The organism is Methanococcoides orientis, from assembly GCF_021184045.1.
Taxonomy (GTDB): domain Archaea; phylum Halobacteriota; class Methanosarcinia; order Methanosarcinales; family Methanosarcinaceae; genus Methanococcoides; species Methanococcoides orientis.
In genome coordinates, this window is sequence record NZ_CP073710.1 from 1288078 (window position 1) to 1311539 (window position 23462).

Genomic DNA, 23462 nt, shown 5'->3' on the forward strand with positions numbered 1-23462 from the left:
GTCAATACTAACCACTTCAGCTCCACTTTAGGTTAAATAAAAAAGAGAAGAACATTCACCCATCGAGTGATGGGAATGCTCCGAATTTACCTTCGTACCTGGAAACCATATCATCCCATGTGGGAAGGTCTGTCTGACAACCAACGGATTGCACCGCAAACGATGCCACCGTAGCACCGGCCTTGCCACAGACATCCAGCGGATATCCACGGGTGTATGCCACAAGGAATCCTGCACGATATGCATCTCCTGCACCTGTTGGATCCACTGCTTTTACAGGAACAACGGGGATTGAGTGTTCCTCATCGGATGTGAATATCTTACTGCCTTCCGCATCGTAGGTAACGATCACGATCGGCACCTTTTCCTTAATATCCTCAAAAGTGCTTTCGGTCATCTCACAAACACGCTTGATCTCATGCTTGTTAGTGAAAAGAACATCAGTGTTCTCAAGGATGACTTCCAGATTCTCTCTTGAATAAGTGATAAGATCCTGCCCGGGATCAAATGACACGAACTTTGCTTTCTGTGCGATCTTAGCATTAAAGTTTGGCTCAGATGTTGCAAGGTGAACAAAATCAACTTCCGGAGGTTCTAGCTCCTTCATTTTTGCAGATGCTCCCCAATAGAAGTAAGTTGACTGGTTGTGAAAAGGATCTGTGAAAACATAAGCTGCAGTTCCTTTCTCGCCTTCGAATCTGAAAAGCAGGGAAAGGTCTACTCCAAGCCCTTCAAGGTGCTCTTCATACCCGGAGGTAACAAAATCATCACCAACCGCAGAGATCAGCTGAGAGTTTCCACCAAGAATGGAGATCGCTGCAACGATATTTGCAGCCCCGCCTCCGAAGAACCTCTGGTAATCGACTATCGGATATGATTCGTTCTGTGTTGCAATGCCTTCCACATCAAAGAGAAGATCGATCGCAGCATGTCCTACTACAGATATCACATCAGACATCCAGACACCTTTTTATTCAAAATCTTCAACATCCACTACATGGAGTGGTACATCACGTAATGCCTTGCCTATTACGGACTTTGCGATCCTTGAGGCGTGCTCTGCACTCTCTGCATCGAAAACCTTCATTTCAAGGACAAGACCGACAATTGCGGTATTCGCTGCAATAAAAACGCTGCCAAAAGGCTCATTGCAAGCAGGACAGAAAGTAGTTCCGACATCGACCTCTACAAAATCGAGTTGTGGGTTCAGTCTTTTTCCAGCTTCTGCAATGGCAACTCCAATAGCATCGTCTGCAGTATTTACGTCTCTTACCAACCAGGCAGCTTCAAGTGTAACATGATAATTTGTCATCGTTTAATTCTCTCCAGATATATCTTATCTTAAACCTTCATTGTCTTCTTTAATCTAATTTATTGAATGATGATCATATGGTGAACAGCACATCGTCGTCAACATCGAAAACACCCAGGCGTGCACCTGCATCCAGCCAGGCATGACCATAGCTGAAACAGATAAGTGCATTTACCGGATCCTCAGACCTAATGAAATGTATCCCGTCCTCATAGTAGGAACGTGCCATATTCTTATAATCCTCGGCAACCTTACGCATGTGGGATCGCTCAATTGGACTTATGTCCGCCTTTTCAAGTGCTTCTCTCAACAAACGTTCGTATCTTTCAACCTTTTCGTTCAGATCTGCTGCCACAATTACACCATCTACATATAATATATTAATAAACCCATCCGTTGAAAAGTCACTTTTCGGAACCAAAGATCTTCTTGAAAAGTCCTCCACCCTCAGCCTTAGGCTGTCTATCAGCTTGCCTGCTGGGCTGCCTTTTCGGAGGTGGACTACCTGATTCAGTAGATCCTTCCGCCTGCACAGGTGTCGAAATTGCCGGTGGCTGGCTGACAGGTTTAGGAACACTTTTCACAGGAGCCGGAGACGATGTCTGGGCACTTTTAAGAACGTTCACAGACTCACCACCATGCTTTGATTTCCTTACCCTGACATCAATAAGAACAGGCCTCTCGATATCGTTGCTTACAAGCATGGCAACACCCGGAGGCAGGCGCATAAGTTCATCCTCCACAAAGGAGTTAACACCTTCAAGTCCTTTACTGATGGATTTAAGGTCGTTGGGGTTGGTCACCTTCATGATCACCTGAGTCCCGCACTGGGAAAGCACATTCTTGTCGATCCTTGCAGGACGCTGGGATATTACCAGCATACCAAGACCGAACTTACGCCCCTCTGATGCAATGGTACGCAGGACCTCAGAACTTGCAGTCTTACTGAACCCACGCTCCGGAGCAAAGTTATGTGCTTCCTCCACAACAAGCATACCCGGCGGTATCGCATTCATTTTACGTGCTTCAAAGAGCGCACTGCAAAGTTGTGCTACGATCATGCTCTGGAGATCCGGAGCCACGCCTTTAAAATCGATAACTGCGGCCTTGCCTTTCTGCATAAGCTCTTCCAGGGATGTTGGAGAAGAGGACAGGAGATCTGAATCCCGAATATCCTCAAGGAGGCTCATAACATTCCAGCGGGCTTTGCTCTCATTATTACTTACTTCGAATATTATGTCGTCAAGAGTATAGGTTTCCATTTCCGCACGGAGCTTCTGTATCGATTCGTACAAGATACCAATATGAGTGCTGTTGAAGTTCTCCGGGAAGATGGAAGCAAGGTCCTTTGCGGTCAGATTGTTACCGTTCAACCTGAACAGCTCATCAGCATTCGGATTTATTGCCTTGTTAGCAGGAGTATATATTGTTACATTGGAACCGTAACCTTTTGGAGATACACCGAACTTTTTGAAATCAGCCGATGAGGATGCAGGTTTTTTCATAGAAGCATATTCGCTATGAGGATCAAGTATTAAAAGAGGAACCTTGCGGTCAAGCAGCTCCTCCAGCAACACTGCTGCTGTGTATGATTTCCCACTTCCGGTCTTCGCAAGGATACTGCAATGTTTCTGTACAAGGCTATTCACGCTCAGGTGCACCGGAATAGTAGTGCCATCAAGCAGACCTATGTACATCTCATTACCAGACAGGCCCAGCACAGAGCTTATCAGGTCATTGTCTGCCTTAAAAACATCATCCCCGGGACTGAAAGGAGTTTTAGGAGCTCTTAAAAGCCCGGAAGGATCACGACTTCCTATAACAGTAGCCTCTGCAACTATACGGTCGGAACTCTTCCTGTCCTTACCATCCTTCTTCAATTCCTCAAAGGCTTTCTTAGCTTCATCAAAGGACTTTTTTACACTAACCTTATCACTGAACCTTTTGATCGAAAGCACCTGGCAAAGCACCCATCCATCGCCCTCATGCCAGGCCTTTACATATTCCCCTCGATGTACAGCCGTGCTGTCAGAAATCAAGAACTTAAAATCAAACGATCCGGTCTCACCTGAAATTATACCTACTGAGCCGCGCATCATATCCTCTCACCAAAAAAAGGGACTTCAGACTTATATCTATTGTGCTTTATGCCATTGCTATTGTTTACGAGAAGAAAAAAGGAAAGACTGAAAGTCGACCCCCTGATTTACTTACTATCGCAGAGGCTCCCAGGCACCATAAAGCCTGTTCATCACCAATGATCAGTCCACATCTTCAAGGATCGTTTCAGGTGCACCTGCAAGCTTCACAAGGGCTTCAGCCTCAACAAAGTGCAGTGATGCAGGAATTATCAATATGTGTAAAGGTTCACCAAAATCAAAACTTTTTAAAGACTGGGCATAGTCCGCCTTCACCACAGGTGACGGGGAACCTGCACGTGCTATACCGACAGAGATACGATCGGTCATTACACCTTCACCGCGTTTACCTTCCACCTCGAGCAGGATCTCAAGAGCTTCATTCACTGTCATGTAGCCCTTATCTTTATCAATATCAAGGAACACCGCCGTATGAAGGCCGTTATCCATGTTCATCTTTATAGTATCATACGGTGTTTCGGACACCACCCTGCTGCCACGGCTGGTGACATAAGGATGAGGAACAGTTGCCGCTTTTCCGAAGCGATAGTTCTGGAGACCTGAGAGACCGCATATTGCAGATGCTATGGAAGCACCGTGAACAAGGGAAGTCTCAATACCCATATCAAGTGCACGAAGACGTAAGTCCACATGAGTTGTGGATACCATGGTGTCACCGCCGGTCAGGAACACGACATTCATATCTTTTGCATCGGCAATCCATTCCTCAGCATGCTGTTCCACATCTTCCCTTGAAAGGACTGTGATCTTTTTCTGGTAGAGCTCTTCCATCTTTTCAAGGTCAGTCCCCATAAGAATGGAAGTATAGAATTCCACATAGACCTTATCCGCATTATGGATCTTCTCAAGTCCTTTTAGTGAGATGTCTTTTTCATCAAAAAGTCCGAGTCCTACAAAGTTGAGCATAAATACGCTTAAAACCAGCTTGTATGTTAAAGTTTTTGAGTATCAAATATAAAGCCAGTATAATCGTTCGAAATGCTTTTATAGAACCATACACAGTTAGTTTCAATCAACTTTAATAAAATCACTATACCAGTTCATATATTAGATCATCAGGAGGTTCATATCCAATGGTAGGTCAGCCAGCAATTATAACAGATCCAAGGAAAGAACATACGCAGGGCAAGCAGGCTCTCTTCGCAAACATCGGTGCAGCAAAAGCAATTGCAAATATCGTAAAAACAACACTTGGTCCAAAAGGAATGGACAAGATGCTTGTAAATGCGGTCGGAGATATTGTACTCACCAACGACGGTGCAATGATCCTTAAGGGTATGGAGATCGAGCACCCAGCTGCAAAAATGATAGTGGAGATCGCAAAGACACAGGAAGACATCGCAGGTGATGGTACAACCAGCGCAGCTGTCCTTGCAGGATCACTTCTTGAGAAAGCAGAAGAATTGGTCATTTCCGGAGTTCACCCTACAATAATAATCAAAGGTTTCCTTGCAGCTGCAGGTAAAGCTTCAGAACTTCTTGACAACTATGCCATAGATGTCACAAAAGAGAACAAGGATGTCCTTTTAAAGATCGCAAAGACCGCAATAGCAGGCAAATCCGCAGAAGCTTACGGTGACCACATTGCACAATTATGTGTAGAAGCAGCACTGGAAGTCGCAGTTAACGGAAAGGTCAATGTAAAGGAAAATATCCTGATCACACAGGACCCTGGTCACAAGATCAGTGATACCGAACTTCTTGAAGGTATCGTCATCAACAAAGCACGTCTTCATTCTGCAATGCCAGCTATCGTCGAGAATCCAAAGATCGCACTTCTGGCTTCAGACGTTTTAGTTCAGAAAACAAGGAATAAATCAACTTTCCAGATCAGTTCCCCAGAGCAGTTGACACAGTTCGCTGCCCAGGAAGAAGCAGATTATAAAAAGATGCTCGACACGATCATAGACACCGGTGCTACTGTAGTGGTCGGAACAAAGAACATCGACCAGCATGCTGCAGACTATTTCCAGAAGAAGGGGATATTTGCTATCAGACGTGTCAATGAAGATGACATGAAGAACATCTCAAAAGCAACAGGTGCACACATCGTCAACAACATCACTGACATCACCGAAAAGGACCTTGGAACCGCAGGCATCATTGAGCAGATCGGAGCATTCGATCTCGGTAAGACATACATCAGAGATTGCCACAACTCAAAGACTGTAACCCTTTTCCTTAAAGGCGCTACAGAGCACGTTACTGACAACCTCGAACGTACAGTTGATGATGTATTACAGGTGCTCAAGGATGTTATTGAGGATGAAAAGATCGTCCCTGGCGGCGGTGCATCCGAGATAGAAGTTGCACAGGGACTCCGCAACTTTGCAGCCAGTATCGGTGGTCGTGAACAGCTTGCAATCACAGCATTTGCAGAAGCAATGGAAGTAATACCAAGAGAAATTGCAGTAAATGCAGGAATGGATGGTATTGACACGATCCTCGCACTTCGTGCAAAACATGCTGAGATCAAGAATGCAGGTCTTGATGTTTACACAGGTGACATCAGTGACGCTCTCGAAAAGGGAATCATCGATCCTCTCAGGGTAAAGAAACAGGCTATCAAATCAGCTTCAGAAGTTGCCAACATGGTACTTCGTGTTGACGACATGCTCAAAGCACAGAGAAGAGAAATGATGGACGTCAACCCAGAGCACAACATTCACAACTACGACGCTCTTGGATTGTAATTTGAAATAAAATGGATTGTAAGGGAAACCTTACAACCCATAGAACTTTTTATAATCTTCTATCGCTTTTTTTGCTACTTCAGGATAATGTCCCATCATATATCCAATGAAACCATCCCTTGAATTGCAGTCTTTTACAATATCGATCATCCCTGAAGCAAATTCCTGCGACCGAAGGTTGTCCTTTTCAATCTCAAAGGTCAGGCAGAGAGCTTCGACAGGAAAATGTTCTCTCCGGATATGAGGCGATACCGACCCCATCAGCACACCACTTTCAAGAGTACTGAAACCAGGGACACCCACATTGCTTAACCTGTCTTTAGAGATCAGTTTGCAGAAATTCTCTTTAGAATAGGAATGTAGTTCCACATAGATGTCTGGCCTGTACTTCTCAACAACGTCAACAATTGCTTTCCCGACCCCGGAATAGTAATCAATGTCAAGTGTAGAAATGTATTGCCCCCTGTTAACTACCAGCAGGAGTGCTAGAGTACCTGAAACGGGTCTTTCGAGGTTTAGCAGGACAGATGATGTATCACGCCACTCCGAGCCATGCAGACCTGCAACGAAAAGCCGGAAAGGGCGCCCCTTTCCATATAGCTTCAAAAGCATTGATAACCTTTCCCTGGCGAATGAATTTAATCCATAGCTTCCCGGACACCTGTCTTCTGGCCAACAACATAGATCTCCTGCTTATGGGATTCCAGAACATGCAAGATCTCGATCCCAAGTTCTTCCACCTTTGAAAGCAGTGGTGTTCTGTCACATTTCTTTGTCACCTTGATGACCTGAAGAACTTTACCCCCATCCTTCAGCAGTGGAAGCACCCGTTCAAGAGCTGACAAGGAGACCATAGGTTCCAGTGTCATATCACTCAGAATTACATCCACAGGTTCCTCTGAAAGCTCCGCAAGAGGAACACTAAAGACATCATCGAAAATTACGGATACGTTCTCATTCTCATGAGCAAGCTGGCCAAGCTCGGACCTGAAGTCATGACTGAACTCCAGACCATGTATCTTACCGGCGATCTCTGATGCGAACGTGATGAAACCGCCTGCACTTGACCCAAGATCAATGATACTGTCACCTTCACTGATGAGTCCTGTTTCTTCCTGGATCCTCTTTAACTTGAAATAACCTTTTGGCATATCGAGACCTTCATCGACCTCGATATTATCATCTATAGAAACATCCTTTGAAGGTTTTGTTACAATATTACCATCCATCCTCACATGACCGCCCTTAATAGCCTGTTTGGAGCGAGCACGGGACTTGAAATGACCCATTTCAACGAGATATGCATCCAGTCTCATGAATTAATGAAGGTAAAGAAACTATAAATAGATACGACCAACCAACCAAAAAATTAAAAAAAGGGATTAGGCGGAATTACCAAAATCATAATTGCAGCGAATTCCATTGTGATCAAAACATCTGTTGCAGGACACACATCTTACCCTGTCAGATATGCCATCCCTTAACTTTACCACAAGATCAGGCTCACTTATGAACGGCCTGCTGAACGAGACCATATCAGCATATCCATTTAAGATAGATTCCATAACTTTCTTCGACCTGATACCCCCAACCAGGATCACCGGGATGCTTACGGTATCACTTATCATCTTCGAATAACGCTTGAAGTATGCCTCTTTTTCCTCAGAATCAATATTCGGCTGGGACATCACATCCCCTGCTTCAAATATACCGCCACTTACCTCAATGGCACAGATCCCGGCCTTCTCGAGAAGGCTTGCGATCTCTACGCATTCCGGGGCATCAAGCCCGAACTTACCTGAAGATACATCAAATCCGTCCGTTGCGTTCAGCTTCACCATGATCGGGAAATCCTCGCCAACCTTCTCACGAATAAGCCTTGTTATCTCTGCTATTATTCTGGTACGGTTCTCAACAGAACCACCCCATTTGTCAGTTCTGTGATTCGTATAAGGAGATATGAAACTGCTCAAAAGGAAGCCATGTGCACAATGTATCTGCACACCATCAAAACCTGCCTCCTTTGCACGCCTGGCAGCTTCCACAAAGTCCTCAATGGTGTTGAGAATATCATCCTCAGTCATTTCTACAGGCTTTTTCCCGGATGAAGCATCTTCAACAGCTGAAGGTGCGAGAAGAGGAAGTCCTTCCTGTACCACAGACTGACGACCACCGTGCACGATCTGTATGAAGATCTTGCTGTCATACTTGTGCACCCTTGATGTGATCTCACTGTAAGGACCGATGAACCTGTCATCGTATATGCCCTGCTGCTTATCGTTGCTCTTTCCCTGCACATTCACATAGGAATAGCCGGTGATTATCAAACCCACATCATTGCGTGCAAGTTCCTCATACATATCACCAATGGCAGTAGTAGGGGTGCCATCTTCCTCTGCAAGCCATTCATTGGTAGCTGAACGCACAAAACGATTCTTCACAGTAAGATCTGCTATGGAAATTGGTTCGAAAAGCATGCTACCTAATCGGCACCTATTCGTTTATATTTTTTGCCATATGAAGAAGAGAAGAAGATAAAGAGGAATGCAAAGAAAACAAGAAATTAAAAATAATTAATGAAGAATAAAATGTGAAAAATGAAATATACAAAAAAAGAAGGGAAAGAAGGATGATATTATCACCTGAAAGATGATCTCAATGAACTGACTTCCTCTTCAAGGTTCTCATTACCTATCTTGTATGAGACTATAGCTGCAAAAAGAAGGATGAATGCAATTATGTTAACAAGCAATGTCAACTGAAGAGATGTGCCTTCAAGCCCGCCGCCTGATCCGGAAGCAGCTTCACCGAACATTAAAGGATGAGCTGAACGCCACAAACGTATAGACAAAAAGCTCAGGGGCACCGAAACAAAACCGAGTATGCCAAACACGGCTGCAAGGCGTGCACGCTTATCCGGAACATCGACTGCCTGACGTAACAACAGGTAAGCTACATAGACAAGGAAAAGTGCAAGGGAAGTGGTCAGGCGTGGCTCCCATATCCAGTACCATCCCCATGTTGCCTTTGCCCAGATGGAACCTGTTACCAGCACAAGTAAAGCAAAGATAACACCCACCTCTGCAGCAGAGCGTGAAATAATATCCCATTTATAGTTACCATTCTTCAAATAGAGAACACTGGACACAAAAACAACTGCGAATGCAAGATAGGATGTTATTGCAATAGGCATATGGAAATAGAATATCCTGAAACTGCTATCCAGGACCTCGCCTGACTCGCCTTTCATCTCAGGCAGGTAGAAGAATATCATACCAATGGCCAGCAACATTGTTGCAGCAGCCACCAATGGCAAGACCTTACCTGTTAAACTCTTATCCGACATTTGGAGACCTCAATAATATGATTAAATGATGTAGGTAGTACTAACTCTCCGCTATATAAGCCTTAATCCTGTTAGCATTGATCCTGCATTCATCCATTGGCAAAGAATATGCAAGTCTTAATCCTGTATCACGTATTCGAAGACAAGCTGCCCCACAAGGAAGAATACAACATCATAAACAAGCAACAGCCTCAGCTCCTGTGATATATCTCCCACAGATGCACCAGAAAGTGCACTACCCGTTGCCATCACAGCAGGTATCAAGACCGGAAGTACCAATGGTAAGAGCAATACGGGAAGCAGTATCTCACGAGTGCGAGTATTTACCGTCAGTGCTGAGAGTAGTGTGCCCACACAAACAAAACCGATAGTTCCCAGAGCGATCACCAGGCCCGGTAAAAGAAGTCCACCGAGGTTATAGTTGAACAGGATTACGAAGAGAGGGATAGTAACAATTTCAACTATCAGCATCAGGATGATGTTTGCAATGGCTTTTCCTGTATAGATAGCAGACCTGCTCACAGGACATAGCTTCAAAGCTTCGAGACATCCATTTTCCAGCTCAGCCACAAAGGAACGGGACAGACCTATAGACCCTGCAAAGATGAATGCGATCCACAGAACACCCGGGGCGATCATCTCCACATTTTCTGAAGAACCAAGTATCGAGCCGAAGGAAATACTAAAGATCACAATAACAAGCAGCGAGAAAATCACCATGGAATTGAGCATCTGCTTGGTACGAAATTCCTCTTTAAGGTCCTTTGCTGCGATGTCAAAGATGCGTATCATTGAAAACTCCAGATCATATAGAATTATGGCTGCTTACATGAGATAGGTAGATCTCTTTTAGGTCTTCTGCTGAACTCAAATCAGATATAGGACTGTCGAATACGACCTTTCCGTTATCCAGTATTAGAACACGGCTGCACATTTTGAACGTGTTTGTAATATCATGAGTGACCATCACCCTTGTAGTATCCTCGGGATCCAGGTCCCGAAGAACATTCTCAAATGTCCGGCTTGCATGCTGGTCCAGCCCTGTATATGGCTCATCAAGGAAGAGAAGTTGCGGTTCATGTATCAGTGCCCTTGCAATGGAAAGACGCTGTTTCATACCTCTGGAAAAAGTGGCAACTCTGTCATCAGACCTGCCGGTAAGTTCTACCTGCTCCAGAAGTTCATTTATGCGATCTTCGAGATCTCCTGCACTTATGCCATACATCTTTCCGAAGAAACGTAAGTTTTCCTCTGCTGAGAGGTCGTTGTACAGATGTGTTTCATGAGAGATCATACCGATCATGCTTCTTACTGAAACCGGATCATCTGCAACGTCATGTCCATTGATCTCAACTGACCCTTCCGAAGGAGAGGAAAGTGTCGACATGATCTTAACAAGAGTTGTCTTGCCTGCCCCATTGGACCCGAGTATCGCAAGGAATTCTCCTTTTTTTATGTCAAGATCAATGCCTTTGAGAACAGGAACATTGCCGTAACTTTTAGAGACATTGCTGAGTGACAGTATGCTATCCATCGGAATAAGATTACATTATGTGTAAATTAACGTTTTGATGTGGAACCAACGAAATGGTTACAAATATGACTATAATAAATATATCGAGATCACCCTTCAAACCCCAAAGTTCTAATATCATCGTTTCTTTTGAGAAAGAAAGGAGCTCTACCCAATGCCCATTAAATGCATGAAATGTAACAAGGATGCCATTATTTTCCAGAAATACTCCGGCATGCACCTTTGCAAGAAACATTTCATTGAAGATGTGGAACGCAAGATCAAGCTGACTATCAGAAAGCAATACAATGTCGAAAAAGGTGACATCGTTGCCGTTGCACTTAGCGGAGGAAAGGACAGTGTTGTCCTGTTACACATACTTCATAAGATCTTTAGCAAGAGGCGGGATGTGGAGATCGTTGCGATCACTATTGATGAAGGCATTGAGGGCTACAGGGAAGTTACTCTTGAAAAAGCAAGAAAGCTAACATCCGAGCTTGGCATCAGGCATATTGTGCGTTCTTTTAAGGATGAATATGACAAAACGCTTGATGAGCTGGTCGCACAGGAGAGAAAACTTGGAGCATGCAGTTACTGTGGTGTCCTGAGAAAATCCCTGATGAACAAGATAGCAAATGAAATCGGTGCTACAAAGCTTGCCACCGGCCACAATCTGGATGATGAGGCCCAGACCATAATGATGAACCATCTCGGAGGAGATGTGGACCGTATGATACGCCTTTCTCCACCACGAGCGCTGGAAGGTCTCGTGCTTCGTGCGAAACCTTTACGCAAGGTTCCTGAGAAAGAGGTCGCTTTGTATGCCATCGTTAACGACCTTCCATTCGATATGAGCGAATGCCCATATGCCCATGAAGCCCTCAGGGGAGAGGTAAGGGATATGATCAACGAATTTGAGGTAAACCATCCAGGAACCAAGTACTCTATTATGAGAGGGTTTGACAAGATGGTAGGAATACTTGGAAAGGAGTTCCCACAGGCCAGCCTCACGGAGTGCAGGGTGTGTGGCGAACCATGTACAGCTGAGCTTTGCCAGGCGTGCAAGCTCCTTGGCCGAAACTAACTCATTTTGACATAAATAGCTCTGATAGCTTGATAGAGAAATATTAAGGATGGAACATTTCAAGAGTGATCCATCTTGGAGACCACACGTTAAGTGCGGTCCACTTTAAGGATAGTCCAGCAACTCGCTGATATCATACAGTTCTTTTTCTGACCTGGACATGTAAAGGCGAGTCCACCAGACTGTAATCAGTGGTTGGATCACGGCGAAGGACAGAATGAAACTGATAAAAGCCCAAATCGCCCCTAATGCTTCTATGGTAGACATAACTTCGCTGAGAAGATTGTTCAGGACAGATATGCTGATCATTACAATGAAAAGCAGGAATACGTCCATCTTGTTTTCCATGAAAAACCCATAGGCTTTTTTGAGAGCTGACATTGGGTCAAGATTGTCCACCACCAGGCAGAACTCCAGAGGACTGAGTACCAGACCAACGATTATGGCATAAATTACCCACAAGAGAAAACCGAAAAGCAGCATCATACTTGTGATGACAGCATTCTCGGGATTGGACATCAATGTCCCAAAGTCGTTCGTAACAAGTGCCCCGGGCACAATAAAAATTACGCCTGCAAGGCTTATGAGGAACACCATGATCTTTGCCATTAGCAAGCTGATCACATTATCATTCCCATAACGGAACATATCGGAAAGAGTTGTGTGTCCGGACTCTGATGCTACTTTTGCCATTCCTACAGCACCAGCAGTGAAATATGACTGGATAAATGCCAGTACCAGCATTGTCAGAAGACCAAATATTATGACAACACCAATGCTTTCACTGAACAGAGGCATTATCATCTCCATTGCATCTTCCGGAGAAAGGGTAGAAGGATCAGCTATTTCTGAAACAGAAGGAGCTATGACAAGGAAGGAAAGGATAATGACAGCCATTACCAGAACGAGCATGCTTAGAAGCATGTTAAAGATGAACGGGACGGCTATTCCAAGATTACGCTTCCATGTTCCAAATCCCTTATTGAGAACTTTGCCCAGATCTTCATGCATGTTTTTTATCTCCTCGAGATAGATTTAAACCGTTTCTGACACTATATAAATATTGCTTAGATATGACAGTCATACCTGAACATTTTATGAAGCATGTGAAGAATATTAGATAAAAGACATAGGTTAGTGAGGAGTTCGTATCATGCAAGAAAAGAATGGAAAAGAGATACTGGTTATTGGGCATTGCCTGGCAAATGTATATTCCCGTCTCAAAGGCATCAAAGCCCCACCTAAAATGGAGATATGCAGCAGGAACGTGATCCAGCTTCCATGTCCTGAAATGATCTACCTTGGAAGTGCACGAAGGGAAATAACAAAAGACCAGCTTGAGACCCCGAACTACAGACGCTTTTGTCGATCTCTTTTCGAACCCTTTGCAGATATGCTCGAGCAATTCTACCAGGAAGGCTATTCCATAAAGATACTCGGAGTTCCAAAGAGCCCATCATGCGGTGCACAGACCACGACCATAGGAGGACCTGCCGGACGTGTCGATGAATTTGCACACGAGACTGTGGAAGGACTGGGAGTTTTCTATGAGGAGATCGTGCAGGAACTTGAAGAGAGAGGAGTTTTCTTCGACATGTGTGATGCATGACCCAATTGATTTTGCATGCTGACAGAATTATCTCATAAGACATCCAGATCATTGGAAAAAGCTGTCATTTACCAGTCCTGATTACCACAAAAGAGCCTTGCCCATGACCAGGCAGCACAGGCTCGAGATCTTTCATGTCCTTCATGTCCCTGAAGATCGTCTGGGTGAAGAACAGACCATCAAAACCGGATGCATTGAGAAGGGACACAGCATCTTCCACAGAATAGAAAGTTGCCAGGCCATAGAAACATTATTCCCCTTTTTTCCTCGCGTGAACAAAAATAGCAAATTTGCAAAAAGATAGCAACGAAGCAAGAAAAAGAACGGAAAAAACGTATATTAAAAAAGAAAAGAAGTGATCCGGTCAATACCGGATCGATTTTTTAAATTCAGAACAGGCCTTTTCCGATGAACAGGGAAGAGAACAGGATCGCGATCATGTTAACTACCTTGATCAGTGCATTAAGAGCTGGACCTGATGTGTCCTTGAATGGGTCACCGACTGTGTCACCGACAATTGCTGCCTTGTGAGCATCGGAACCTTTTCCTCCGAATTTTCCGTCTTCGATGAGCTTCTTTGCGTTATCCCATGCTCCTCCACCATTGTTCATGGTCATAGCAAGGAGAAGACCTGCAACGATGATACCGATAAGCAATCCACCAAGGGCTTCCGGACCAAGCACGAGTCCAACTAAAAGTGGAACGAAGATAGCAAGGATACCTGGAATTGCCATTTCACGAATAGCTGCTGCTGTAACGATGTCCACACACTTACCGTATTCCGGCTTTGCAGTGCCTTCCATGATACCAGGGATCTCCCTGAACTGGCGGCGAACTTCGTTAACAATAGCGAATGCTGCAGTTCCTACTGCCCTCATTGTGACAGCAGTGAAAAGGAACGGAAGCAAAGCACCGATAAGGAGACCAACAAGGACGATAGGATTGTCAAGACTGAGTGAACCTGCTTCGAGGTTAACCTTGTGCCTGTAATCTGCGAAAAGTGCCAGTGCACCGAGTGCAGCAGAACCTATTGCGTAACCCTTTGTCACAGCCTTCGTCGTGTTTCCGACTGCATCAAGTTCATCGGTGATCTTGCGTACTTCCGCAGGCATCTTTGCCATTTCAGCGATACCACCAGCATTGTCGGTGATAGGACCATATGAGTCAAGAGCCACGATCATACCGGTCGTTGACAACATTGCTGCTGCAGCAATAGCAATACCGTAAACACCCATTGCAGGATCAGTTGCACCGCCTACTACGAAGTAGGATGCAAGGATACCGGCAACGATGATGATGAGTGGAAGTGCAGTACTCTCAAATCCAATTGCAAGACCGGAGATGACATTTGTACCAGCACCGGTTTCGGATGCTTTGGCAATTGTCTTGACCGGACGGAAGCTTGTGGAAGTGTAGTACTCTGTAAATACTACCATCAATACCATTATGATGATACCCACAATGGATGCGTAGTATAATCTCATGTCGCCCATGAGGGAATCGGTCACGAAATAGAATGCGATCAGACTAAGAATTGCTGATACTGCAACACCCTTATAGAGCGCTTTCATTATCTTTCCATCGTTGCCTACTTTCACGAAGAAGATAGAGATAATGGAAGCAAAGATAGCCACTGAACCGAGGATCAATGGGTAAAGGATAGCGTTTGGATATGATTCGAGGATCAGGGAACCAAGAAGCATTGATGCGAGGACAGTAACGACATATGTCTCGAACAGATCTGCACCCATTCCAGCACAGTCGCCAACATTGTCACCTACGTTGTCAGCAATGACACCAGCGTTCCTTGGATCATCCTCAGGAATACCAGCCTCGATCTTACCCACAAGATCAGCACCGACATCTGCAGCCTTTGTGAAGATACCTCCACCGACCCTTGCGAAAAGGCTGATAAGACTTGCACCGAAACCGAATCCGACTACAAGATCAACATCGCCGAAAAGGATGTAGAAACCACTGGTACCCAGCAGTGCAAGACCTACTACTGCAAGTCCTGTTACAGCTCCACCGCGGAATGCGACAGACATTGCTTCCTGCAAGCTTTTTGAAGCTGCGTGTGCTGTCCTGACATTAGCCCTGACAGATACGTTCATTCCAACATATCCAGCAAGCGCGGATGCAGCTGCACCAACGATGAATCCGATTGCGATCTTGCCACTATCATCTCCCAGAAGGAAGAACATAAGCGCAGCAAGAATAATTGCTACTACAGCTACGGTCTTATACTGACGGTTCAGATAAGCCATAGCACCCTCCTGGATCGCAAGTGATATCTCCTGCATCTCCTTTGTACCGGTTCCTTCCTTAAGGACACGGGAAGCAAAGAATGCAGCGAATACCAAGCTTACGATACCTGCCAGAGGGGCAAGGTAAATTAAACTCTCCATAATCATACTCCTCTTTGTTTAGATCTAATTAATGATCAATATGATATTTTTATAATAGTAACCACATACAAATCCATTGAAGGATTGCTTTGTTTACTTATATATTAATGCTAAAAGCAGGTTGAAATAGAACACACTAAATATGAATGTATCGATTGGAAAATGTTAAACTGTTATTAAATAGCTTCGATATGTACAATTCGGATTGTTTTAACTCCAATTATATCATTCTTCCAAAGAAAATGCGTTAGTAATATCTACATGTAGTACAATCCTGTTAATATGAAAGTGCTTTCTTTTCTTGTGTTATTCATATTATTTTCCTCTATTTCGATGCCTGCGTTAGCGCAGGAAGTCAAAGAAGAAAATGATTTTATGCATTTTGACAGGATGGTCATGCGCTTTGATGAAACTAATGCATATGTAACAGTGACCTATGACATTGATATGTTCGCCAGAATGTACGTGCTGGCATTCGGCACACGCCACCTTGAATCATCCTTCGATAGCATCTTTTCTGAATATGAAGAAGCAGAAATTCAAGAGATCGGTTACGATACTGCAGTTATTACATTAAAAGATGTTTCCAGATTAAGTGACAGTTACTACCTGCACGACAGCCGCAACCTGGGAACAAATATTGATTCCCTGCAAGTTATATATCCCGGTGGAACTACAAAGACACTTACAGATGTCAAAGTAACACCAAATATCTTCTATAATAAAAGCTGATACGTATAATGTACTATATTATATTACAGCCTTAGGCAATTGAATAAGGCTCTTGAGACCTAGCTTGAAGAGATAATTGATATTCAATCATGAATCGATCAGTGTTTTTATTAAAAGTAAGTTTATTATAAAAATATCATGATTAATAATTATACATTTATATGATTGAAACATATTATTAATTAGAGCGCAGGCTTTACATACGTACCACCACTCCCTGCCAGGTGATCCCCCAATCATGCTCTTGCCTGCGCTTCCCCTCACCTGGTAATCTTTAAGTGCCTAATGGAAGATGGAACATAATCTAAAAATAGAATGGTAGAGAGTTTCGTAATAAGCCCTAGCTTTCCTAAAGGAATCTTCTTTATCCCATTGCAAGAGGATTAACTCCACCAATATGTTTGCGATCTAACCCACAAACATATTTAGACATATTTTTGTTAAACGTTCCAACATCCACACATATATCCATCTTATAGCAGTACCAATTCTAAGATTTCATGATAAAATTACATCCTTTCTATTCTTGTTATTTTTCCATCCTCCAGATAAGCTATCCTGTTGCATACTTTCCTCAGGACATCAATGTCATGGGATATCAGAAGGTACGAGATGCCCTTTTCCTGCTGAATTTTCTCCATGATCTTCAACACCTGTGCCTGCACCGAAACATCCAGCATAGAAGTGGGTTCATCAGCCACAATGAACTCCGGATTGATAGAAAGGATGCGAGCCAGCACAATTCTCTGGATCTCACCGCCACTAAGATGTGCAGGATAGCGTTTCAGATGTTCACTTCTCAACCCCACCATATCAAGCAACTCGTCAACTTTATTCGAAAGGGAAGAACTGTCATAGCAGCCATGAATTTTCATGGGTTCAACAAGGCTATCAAACGCCTTAAGTCTCGGATTCAAGGAAATTTCCGGATGCTGAAAGATCATCTGGATCTTTGGGCGCACACTTTTTCTCTCTCTGCGACCCATGGTCAGAATATCATTTCCTTCAAAAAGGATTTTACCCGAGTCCGGTTTTTCCAGACCTACAATACACCTGCCGACCGTTGTCTTACCTGAACCACTACTCCCGAAAAGTCCCAGAGTTTCTCCTTTTTCAACATCAAGATCAATGCCATTAAGTACCCTGTGGCCTTCGAACGTTTTTACAAGATTATTTATAGTCAATAAAGATGACATTTGACAATTCCTCCATCAATTCTTTTGATATCCGGCTGATCAATATGACACCTATCCGAACATAAAACACATCTTCCGGAAAAAAGACAGCCTTCGGGAAGATCGATCCTGCTGGGAGTCTGACCATGCAGAGGTACAAGACCATTGCGTGGCAGAGCATTCAAAAGACCCTTTGTGTATGGATGGGAAGGATTACGTAATACTTTTGTAGCTGATCCGATCTCCACAATTTCTCCTGCATACATCACCGCGACCCTATCGCATATCTCCAGCGCAAAATCAAGATCATGGGTAATTACAAGCATAGAACTTCCATGATCGTTCTTCACATGCCTGAAAAGATCGACAGAACCTGCCCTTGAACGTGAATCAAGTCCCTTTGTAGGCTCATCCGCAATGAGAAGTTCAGGATTATAAGAAAGACACATCGCTGCCAAAAGCCTTTGCTTCATTCCTCCTGAAAGCTCATGAGGATAATTTTCAAGCATTCCTAGAGGGTCTTTTAAAAACATCTTTTTCATCATCCGGAGTGCTACCTTCAAACCCTTCTTTTTGTCAATCCCCATAACTTCAAAGACTTCGCTTACTTGTATCCTGTTTTTAAGTAAAGGATTTAAGGAACCAGAGGGATTCTGAGGGATCAACGAAATCTTCTTGCCCCGGATCTGCCTCATCTGGCTGTTACTACAGGAAAGGAGATCTACTCCTCCAAAAAAGAGGTCCCCTTTCACGGTAGCATTGGAAGGAAGTAAACGTAAAATAGCCTGTCCAATAACAGATTTACCTGAACCACTTTCACCTATAATCCCAAAGGTTTCACCTTTTTTTACTTCAAAAGAAACGTTATTTACCGCTTTTACAGTTCCGTTCTCAGTCACGAAGCCCACACTAAGGTTACTTACATTAAGAATATCCATCAGAAATCATCACCTCTTTCATTGGGGTCAAGAATATCCCGCAAGCCTTCACCGATTATACTAAAAATTATAACAACCAGTGTAATTGTAAGACCCGGGAATATTGTCTGGTAAGGAGATGTCCGCATAAACTCCTTCCCTGCACTTAGCATGGCACCCCATTCAGGGACATCTGTAGGGAGACCGATACCAAGAAAATTAAGAGCTGCAATGGAAAGAATTACATGACCTATATCTATTGTTGCAAGGACAAAGACCGTTGCAATGGAGTTTGGAATCAGGTGCTTTCTCATTATATGGAAGTCACCCGCACCAATGGTCTTTGCCGATAATACGTATTCATTCTCTTTTATTGAAAGCACCTGCCCCCGCATAAGACGGGCGTATTTGGCCCAGTGGACTACAGACAGGGCAAGTATGAGGTTAGATACGCTGCTTCCCAGAAAACCCATAATAGCCAGAGCAAAAATAATGCCGGGGAACGATAGGAACACATCTATCAGGCGGGAAAGGCTCTCATCAACAAAACCCCCATAATATCCGGAAATGCAGCCAATACCAATTCCTATGACAAGAGATATGGCAGTTACTCCGGCTGCGATGGAAAGGGAAGTCGTCGTGCCTGCAACCAGCCTGTCAAAAATATCCCTGCCAAGGTAATCTGTCCCCAGTAGATGTTGTTGCGATGGGGCAAGGTTCTTGTTTTTAAGGTCAATAGCATTGGGATCTGACGAAGATAGCAAGGGATTTAAAACCGCAACCAACACTAATGCCACAAGCAATACCATGGCCAGGGTCATGTCTTTTCTTCGGAGGATCTTTCCTGTAATGCTGCCTTTTTCCTTAAACTGCAACCAAAAATCCCTTTTTTGTGAAAAATTAAAAACCAATTGGATCACCTATACTTTATTCTCGGGTCAAGGTAGACATAAATCAGGTCAACCATGAAATTTACAACAAGGAACAGGAACACTATTACTATGATACATGCCTGTACCACCGGCAGATCACGTGCAAATATAGAGTCCACCAGCAAACTACCGATTCCGGGCCATGCAAACACTTTTTCTATTACTACGGACCCACCTAGCATTGCCCCTATCTGAAAACCAAGTACCGTAACCACCGGCAACATGGAATTCTTTAGAGCATGCCTGCTTATGATCTTGTTTACAGGCAATCCTTTTGCAGTTGCAAACTTTATGTAATCCTCTCCGAGTGTTTCAAGCATGCTTGTCCTTGTCACCCTCATTATGGATGCAAGGGAGTGAATGGAGAGGGCAAGTGCAGGCAGTATCAGGTTTTCAATACTTCCGTATCCTGCAACGGGTACTAACTTCAAGTAAACCGAAAATAACAGGATCAATATCAAACCGATCCAAAACCCGGGCATTGAAACTCCAAAAAGTGTAAGAAAACGCAGCAGATGATCTGCGAATTTGTTTTCCCGCAATGCCGCATATATACCCAGTGAAACGCCCCCAATAACTGCAATCGTCATACTTGATAATGCAAGAATTATGGTAGCAGGAAGCCGTAGCATTAAGAGGTGTAACACGGGTTTGTGGTACACAAAGGATGTCCCCAGGTCACCTTCAAGAAAACCGCTTTTTATCCATTCAATGAACTGAATGTAGAGAGGGGCATTGAGATTGTAACGATCTGATATCTGTGCCAGCTGTTCTTCAGTAGCAGATTCCTCAAGACCTATGAACGTATGTTTCAATATCAGTTCAGACGTCCCGCCGGGTATTACATTCATGAGGAAAAATGTCAACGCAATTACTGCAAAAAGGGTAATGAGCACAAAAGCCATTCTTTTGAGAACATATCTGTACATTATGACACATCCAACTCCGTATAAAAAGGAAGGAGAAGGCTTGCACCCTCTCCTGACGGAGGACTTTCATTCTTCGATATACATCCCTGCATTGACACTGTAATCGTGTGCTGTAGGGTCGAAGACATAGCCTTTCACCGAATCTTTCTTAACTATGGCACAGCCGTAGTAAGCGACTAGGATCTTTGGTTGCTCTTCATACACGATCGCTTCAACTTCGTTGAATTTCTGGTACCTCAGATCAAGGTCTTTGATGGTCTTTGCTTCTTCCACCAGTGCATCGACTTCAGGATTGGAGTATCCGGGAGTATTGTCAGGTCCCTCGGTCGTGTACCAGTTACCCAGGACATATTCCGGATCAGGCACCATTGCAATATTAAAAGCTGCAAGAACGAGGTCCCAGTCACCATTTTCCCTTTTATCTGATATTGCACCCCATTCAAGTACCTGGGATGAAACAGAGATCCCTGCTTCCTTGAGCTGGGCAGCAATTGCTTCAGACATAGGAGGAAGTCCGGGTCTTGCAGCATAGGTTAACAGCTCAAGTTCAAGGGGCTCCCCGTTCTTGTCGCGAATACCATCTCCGTCTGTATCTGTCCAGCCGGCTTGTGTAAGCAGCTCATCTGCTTTCTCAAGGTCCTGTTCATATGGCTTCAGGTCCTTGTTAGCCCAGCTCATTGAAGGTAAGAAAGGACCGGCAGCCGGGGTACCTACGTTGTAAAGCACGTGTTCTACAATATCTTCTCTGTTTATTGCATACGATATTGCCTGCCTGACCCTTACATCAGCCAGAGCTTCATCTTCAAGGTTGGTATCTATCTTGTAAACCCGGGGAGTAGAATATTTTTCCACACTGAGCCCATCTATGGCATCTATGCGGTCTGTTTCACTGTATGGTACATCAACTGTAAAATCGAGTTCCCCATTTTCGATAGCCATTGCTCTTGTATTGGGATCAGGCATACCTTTTAGCACCAGTTTTTCAAGACCGACATCTCCGCCCCACCAGTATTCATTTCTTACAACTGTAAGTACGCGTGTTTGTTCATTGAAAGATTCAAAGGAATAAGGGCCGGTTCCCACAGGTTTGACAAAATTGTCATTTTCATCTATCGAGCTTTCACTAATGATCGAGGTATCGGGATAATGAAGAATACCTGCAAGGATGGGGTTTATTTCTTTTGTTTTTATCTCAAGTGTGTGATCATCAACAACATTTATCGAACCAATATTCAGCATTGATTCTACCCTGGGGTTTTCAGCCATAGTTCTTTCCAGGGAATACTTCACGTCCTCAGCTGTCATTGTAGATCCATCATGGAATTCTACACCTTTCCTGAGATCAAAGATCCAGGTTAGATCATCCACCTGTTCCCAGGAGGTCGCAAGTACCGGTTTAAGTGAGAAGTCAGGATTTGCACCCACAAGGGTTTCAGTTACAGCTGCTTTTTCACAAATTACAGTACCTGCTGATGCGGGATCAATATTTTCAATGTCCCACATTTCCCCCAGTACAAGCGTTTGCCCCGCAGCTGAAGGATCTGCAACAGCCTGTTCACCACTCTCAACAGATTGTTCATTGCTGCTGATACATCCTGACATAAAGACAGGAACAGCAAGCAGTGACATTATCAACAATATCGACAGAAATCTATTTTTCATTCGAATTCTCCTTTTCATTTTTTACCGTGAATTAGATAATAGTCATAATTGTAGCAAATACGCTGCCTAACAGGCATGTATTTCTTCTGAATATCACGAATGTGTCGAAGATTTACACAATTTATTTCCCCAAATCCCGCTGAATCAAGATAGCCATGTGCTCTCTCTGAAGGGGTCCCACCCACATTTGGAAGATGTTCTTTGATCTGTTCAGAATAATAATGCTCCCAGGGATTTTTTCGTTCAAGCAACATTGTTGCAACGTTGCTTATGAATCTCCTTGTTCTTGTGTCAAGAGACCTGTCATCCCACACACCATCAACTATCACAGCGTACCCACCTTCTTTCAGGATTCTTTGCCATGAACTCAAAGCACGTTCGGGGTTTGGAAGTGTCCACAAAAGATGTCTGTTGAAAACAACATCAAATGAGCCATCTTCAAAAGAAGGATCTTCAGCATCGCCTTTCAGAAAAGTTATATCGAGCCCTTTGGATCGTGCCTTTAATTTTCCCTTTTCCATCATCTTTTCAGAAAGGTCAATGCCTGTTACGTGATGACCCATCTGTGATAAGAGAATGCTCAACTCACCTGTACCACAACCAACGTCAAGGATCTCAAGCTTGCCTTTTGGAAAATTGTTTTTGAACAGCTTTTTCCATGCTTCCGCCTCTACCCCACTTTTGATAGCATGACCATGGTGTGAATCATAGGTCTGTGATGAGATGTCCCATTTTCCGGCAATTTCTTCCTTAACACTTTTCTTAACAAACGTCATACTAAGTAGTAATTCATAGTAGTATTAATAATTTGTGTATTCGTAATACTTATGTTGCTCATATATTTTAAAAATAATACCAAATAAGTTATAATCAAATAGAAATATTAAGTTGAAAGAAGTAGAAAAGATGTAAAATACCTTAATAAAGCATTATTTTTGTTCAATAGAACAAAAATGATTCATGCCAGAATATTGAAAAGTGCATAAAGTCC

General features: G+C 43.7%; 24 protein-coding genes. 4 read left to right on the forward strand and 20 right to left on the reverse strand.

The genetic code is table 11. The features are described 5' to 3' along the window. Positions 1-55 precede the first annotated feature (55 nt). The 5 genes from J7W08_RS06115 to dph5 form a co-directional block, all read right to left on the reverse strand. The gene (locus tag J7W08_RS06115; RefSeq protein WP_233083671.1) at positions 56-958 is read right to left on the reverse strand and encodes a carbohydrate kinase family protein; all 903 of its coding nucleotides are present in this window, start codon (positions 956-958) and stop codon (positions 56-58) included. A 12-nt stretch (positions 959-970) separates the two neighbouring features. Beyond that, positions 971-1312: a DUF555 domain-containing protein gene (locus tag J7W08_RS06120; protein ID WP_048194852.1), complete on the reverse strand. Its 342-nt coding sequence runs from the start codon at positions 1310-1312 to the stop codon at positions 971-973. A 73-nt stretch (positions 1313-1385) separates the two neighbouring features. Then, on the reverse strand, positions 1386-1667 hold the full coding sequence (locus J7W08_RS06125) for a DUF357 domain-containing protein (RefSeq protein WP_233083672.1): 282 nt from the start codon (positions 1665-1667) through the stop codon (positions 1386-1388). A gap of 49 nt (positions 1668-1716) precedes the next feature. Then, positions 1717-3411, reverse strand: coding sequence for a helicase HerA domain-containing protein (locus tag J7W08_RS06130; RefSeq protein WP_233083673.1), 1695 nt, complete (start codon positions 3409-3411; stop codon positions 1717-1719). Between the two features lie 162 nt (positions 3412-3573). Continuing rightward, positions 3574-4377 carry a diphthine synthase gene (gene dph5 / locus J7W08_RS06135; protein WP_233083674.1) on the reverse strand — a complete coding sequence of 268 codons (804 nt, stop codon included), beginning with the start codon at positions 4375-4377 and terminating at the stop codon, positions 3574-3576. A 167-nt stretch (positions 4378-4544) separates the two neighbouring features. On the opposite strand from dph5, the gene thsA reads away from it, so the two are divergent. Continuing rightward, entirely contained in the window at positions 4545-6164 is a 1620-nt protein-coding gene (thsA, locus tag J7W08_RS06140) for a thermosome subunit alpha (protein WP_233083675.1), read from the forward strand. Between the two features lie 30 nt (positions 6165-6194). Here the strand turns inward: thsA and J7W08_RS06145 are convergent, their stop codons facing one another. From J7W08_RS06145 to J7W08_RS06170, 6 genes are all read right to left on the reverse strand, one after another. Continuing rightward, positions 6195-6776, reverse strand: coding sequence for a DUF2119 domain-containing protein (locus J7W08_RS06145; protein WP_233083676.1), 582 nt, complete (start codon positions 6774-6776; stop codon positions 6195-6197). A 26-nt stretch (positions 6777-6802) separates the two neighbouring features. Further along, positions 6803-7480, reverse strand: a complete 678-nt coding sequence (locus tag J7W08_RS06150) for a S4 domain-containing protein (RefSeq protein WP_233083677.1) — start codon at positions 7478-7480, stop codon at positions 6803-6805. Between the two features lie 66 nt (positions 7481-7546). After that, positions 7547-8641 (reverse strand): oxidoreductase, encoded by a 1095-nt coding sequence (locus J7W08_RS06155; protein ID WP_233083678.1) that lies wholly within the window; start codon positions 8639-8641, stop codon positions 7547-7549. Positions 8642-8802: 161 nt separating this feature from the next. Next, positions 8803-9510 (reverse strand): cytochrome c biogenesis protein, encoded by a 708-nt coding sequence (locus J7W08_RS06160; RefSeq protein WP_233083679.1) that lies wholly within the window; start codon positions 9508-9510, stop codon positions 8803-8805. Positions 9511-9627: 117 nt separating this feature from the next. Beyond that, positions 9628-10302 carry a heme exporter protein CcmB gene (locus J7W08_RS06165; RefSeq protein ID WP_233083680.1) on the reverse strand — a complete coding sequence of 225 codons (675 nt, stop codon included), beginning with the start codon at positions 10300-10302 and terminating at the stop codon, positions 9628-9630. Positions 10303-10315: 13 nt separating this feature from the next. Next, a complete protein-coding gene (locus J7W08_RS06170; protein ID WP_233083681.1) occupies positions 10316-11044 on the reverse strand; it encodes an ABC transporter ATP-binding protein in 729 nt (242 codons plus the stop codon). A gap of 154 nt (positions 11045-11198) precedes the next feature. On the opposite strand from J7W08_RS06170, the gene J7W08_RS06175 reads away from it, so the two are divergent. Further along, positions 11199-12107 (forward strand): TIGR00269 family protein, encoded by a 909-nt coding sequence (locus J7W08_RS06175; RefSeq protein ID WP_233083682.1) that lies wholly within the window; start codon positions 11199-11201, stop codon positions 12105-12107. A gap of 105 nt (positions 12108-12212) precedes the next feature. On the opposite strand, the gene J7W08_RS06180 is transcribed toward J7W08_RS06175, so the two are convergent. Further along, positions 12213-13118, reverse strand: coding sequence for a DUF7847 domain-containing protein (locus J7W08_RS06180; protein WP_233083683.1), 906 nt, complete (start codon positions 13116-13118; stop codon positions 12213-12215). A gap of 142 nt (positions 13119-13260) precedes the next feature. Between J7W08_RS06180 and J7W08_RS06185 the strand changes: the two genes are divergently transcribed. Further along, positions 13261-13716 carry a hypothetical protein gene (locus J7W08_RS06185; protein ID WP_233083684.1) on the forward strand — a complete coding sequence of 152 codons (456 nt, stop codon included), beginning with the start codon at positions 13261-13263 and terminating at the stop codon, positions 13714-13716. Between the two features lie 64 nt (positions 13717-13780). On the opposite strand, the gene J7W08_RS06190 is transcribed toward J7W08_RS06185, so the two are convergent. After that, positions 13781-13936, reverse strand: coding sequence for a hypothetical protein (locus tag J7W08_RS06190; RefSeq protein ID WP_233083685.1), 156 nt, complete (start codon positions 13934-13936; stop codon positions 13781-13783). A 169-nt stretch (positions 13937-14105) separates the two neighbouring features. Further along, the gene (locus J7W08_RS06195) at positions 14106-16124 is read right to left on the reverse strand and encodes a sodium-translocating pyrophosphatase (protein ID WP_233083686.1); all 2019 of its coding nucleotides are present in this window, start codon (positions 16122-16124) and stop codon (positions 14106-14108) included. 333 nt (positions 16125-16457) lie between these two features. On the opposite strand from J7W08_RS06195, the gene J7W08_RS06200 reads away from it, so the two are divergent. Next, positions 16458-16856, forward strand: a complete 399-nt coding sequence (locus tag J7W08_RS06200; RefSeq protein WP_233083687.1) for a hypothetical protein — start codon at positions 16458-16460, stop codon at positions 16854-16856. Between the two features lie 509 nt (positions 16857-17365). Here the strand turns inward: J7W08_RS06200 and J7W08_RS06205 are convergent. From J7W08_RS06205 to J7W08_RS06230, 6 genes are all read right to left on the reverse strand, one after another. Then, complete coding sequence (locus J7W08_RS06205; RefSeq protein WP_233083688.1) at positions 17366-18052, reverse strand: ABC transporter ATP-binding protein; 687 nt, start codon at positions 18050-18052, stop codon at positions 17366-17368. After that, entirely contained in the window at positions 18037-18969 is a 933-nt protein-coding gene (locus tag J7W08_RS06210) for an ABC transporter ATP-binding protein (protein WP_233083689.1), read from the reverse strand. Before J7W08_RS06210 ends, J7W08_RS06205 begins: the two co-directional genes overlap by 16 nt. After that, the gene (locus J7W08_RS06215) at positions 18969-19823 is read right to left on the reverse strand and encodes an ABC transporter permease (protein WP_233083690.1); all 855 of its coding nucleotides are present in this window, start codon (positions 19821-19823) and stop codon (positions 18969-18971) included. The genes J7W08_RS06210 and J7W08_RS06215 overlap by 1 nt, the downstream gene beginning before the upstream one ends. A 41-nt stretch (positions 19824-19864) precedes the next feature. Beyond that, complete coding sequence (locus J7W08_RS06220) at positions 19865-20809, reverse strand: ABC transporter permease (RefSeq protein WP_233083691.1); 945 nt, start codon at positions 20807-20809, stop codon at positions 19865-19867. A gap of 66 nt (positions 20810-20875) precedes the next feature. After that, a complete protein-coding gene (locus J7W08_RS06225) occupies positions 20876-22471 on the reverse strand; it encodes an ABC transporter substrate-binding protein (protein WP_233083692.1) in 1596 nt (531 codons plus the stop codon). A gap of 14 nt (positions 22472-22485) precedes the next feature. Next, positions 22486-23247: a class I SAM-dependent methyltransferase gene (locus J7W08_RS06230; protein ID WP_233083693.1), complete on the reverse strand. Its 762-nt coding sequence runs from the start codon at positions 23245-23247 to the stop codon at positions 22486-22488. Between the last annotated feature and the right edge of the window lie 215 nt (positions 23248-23462).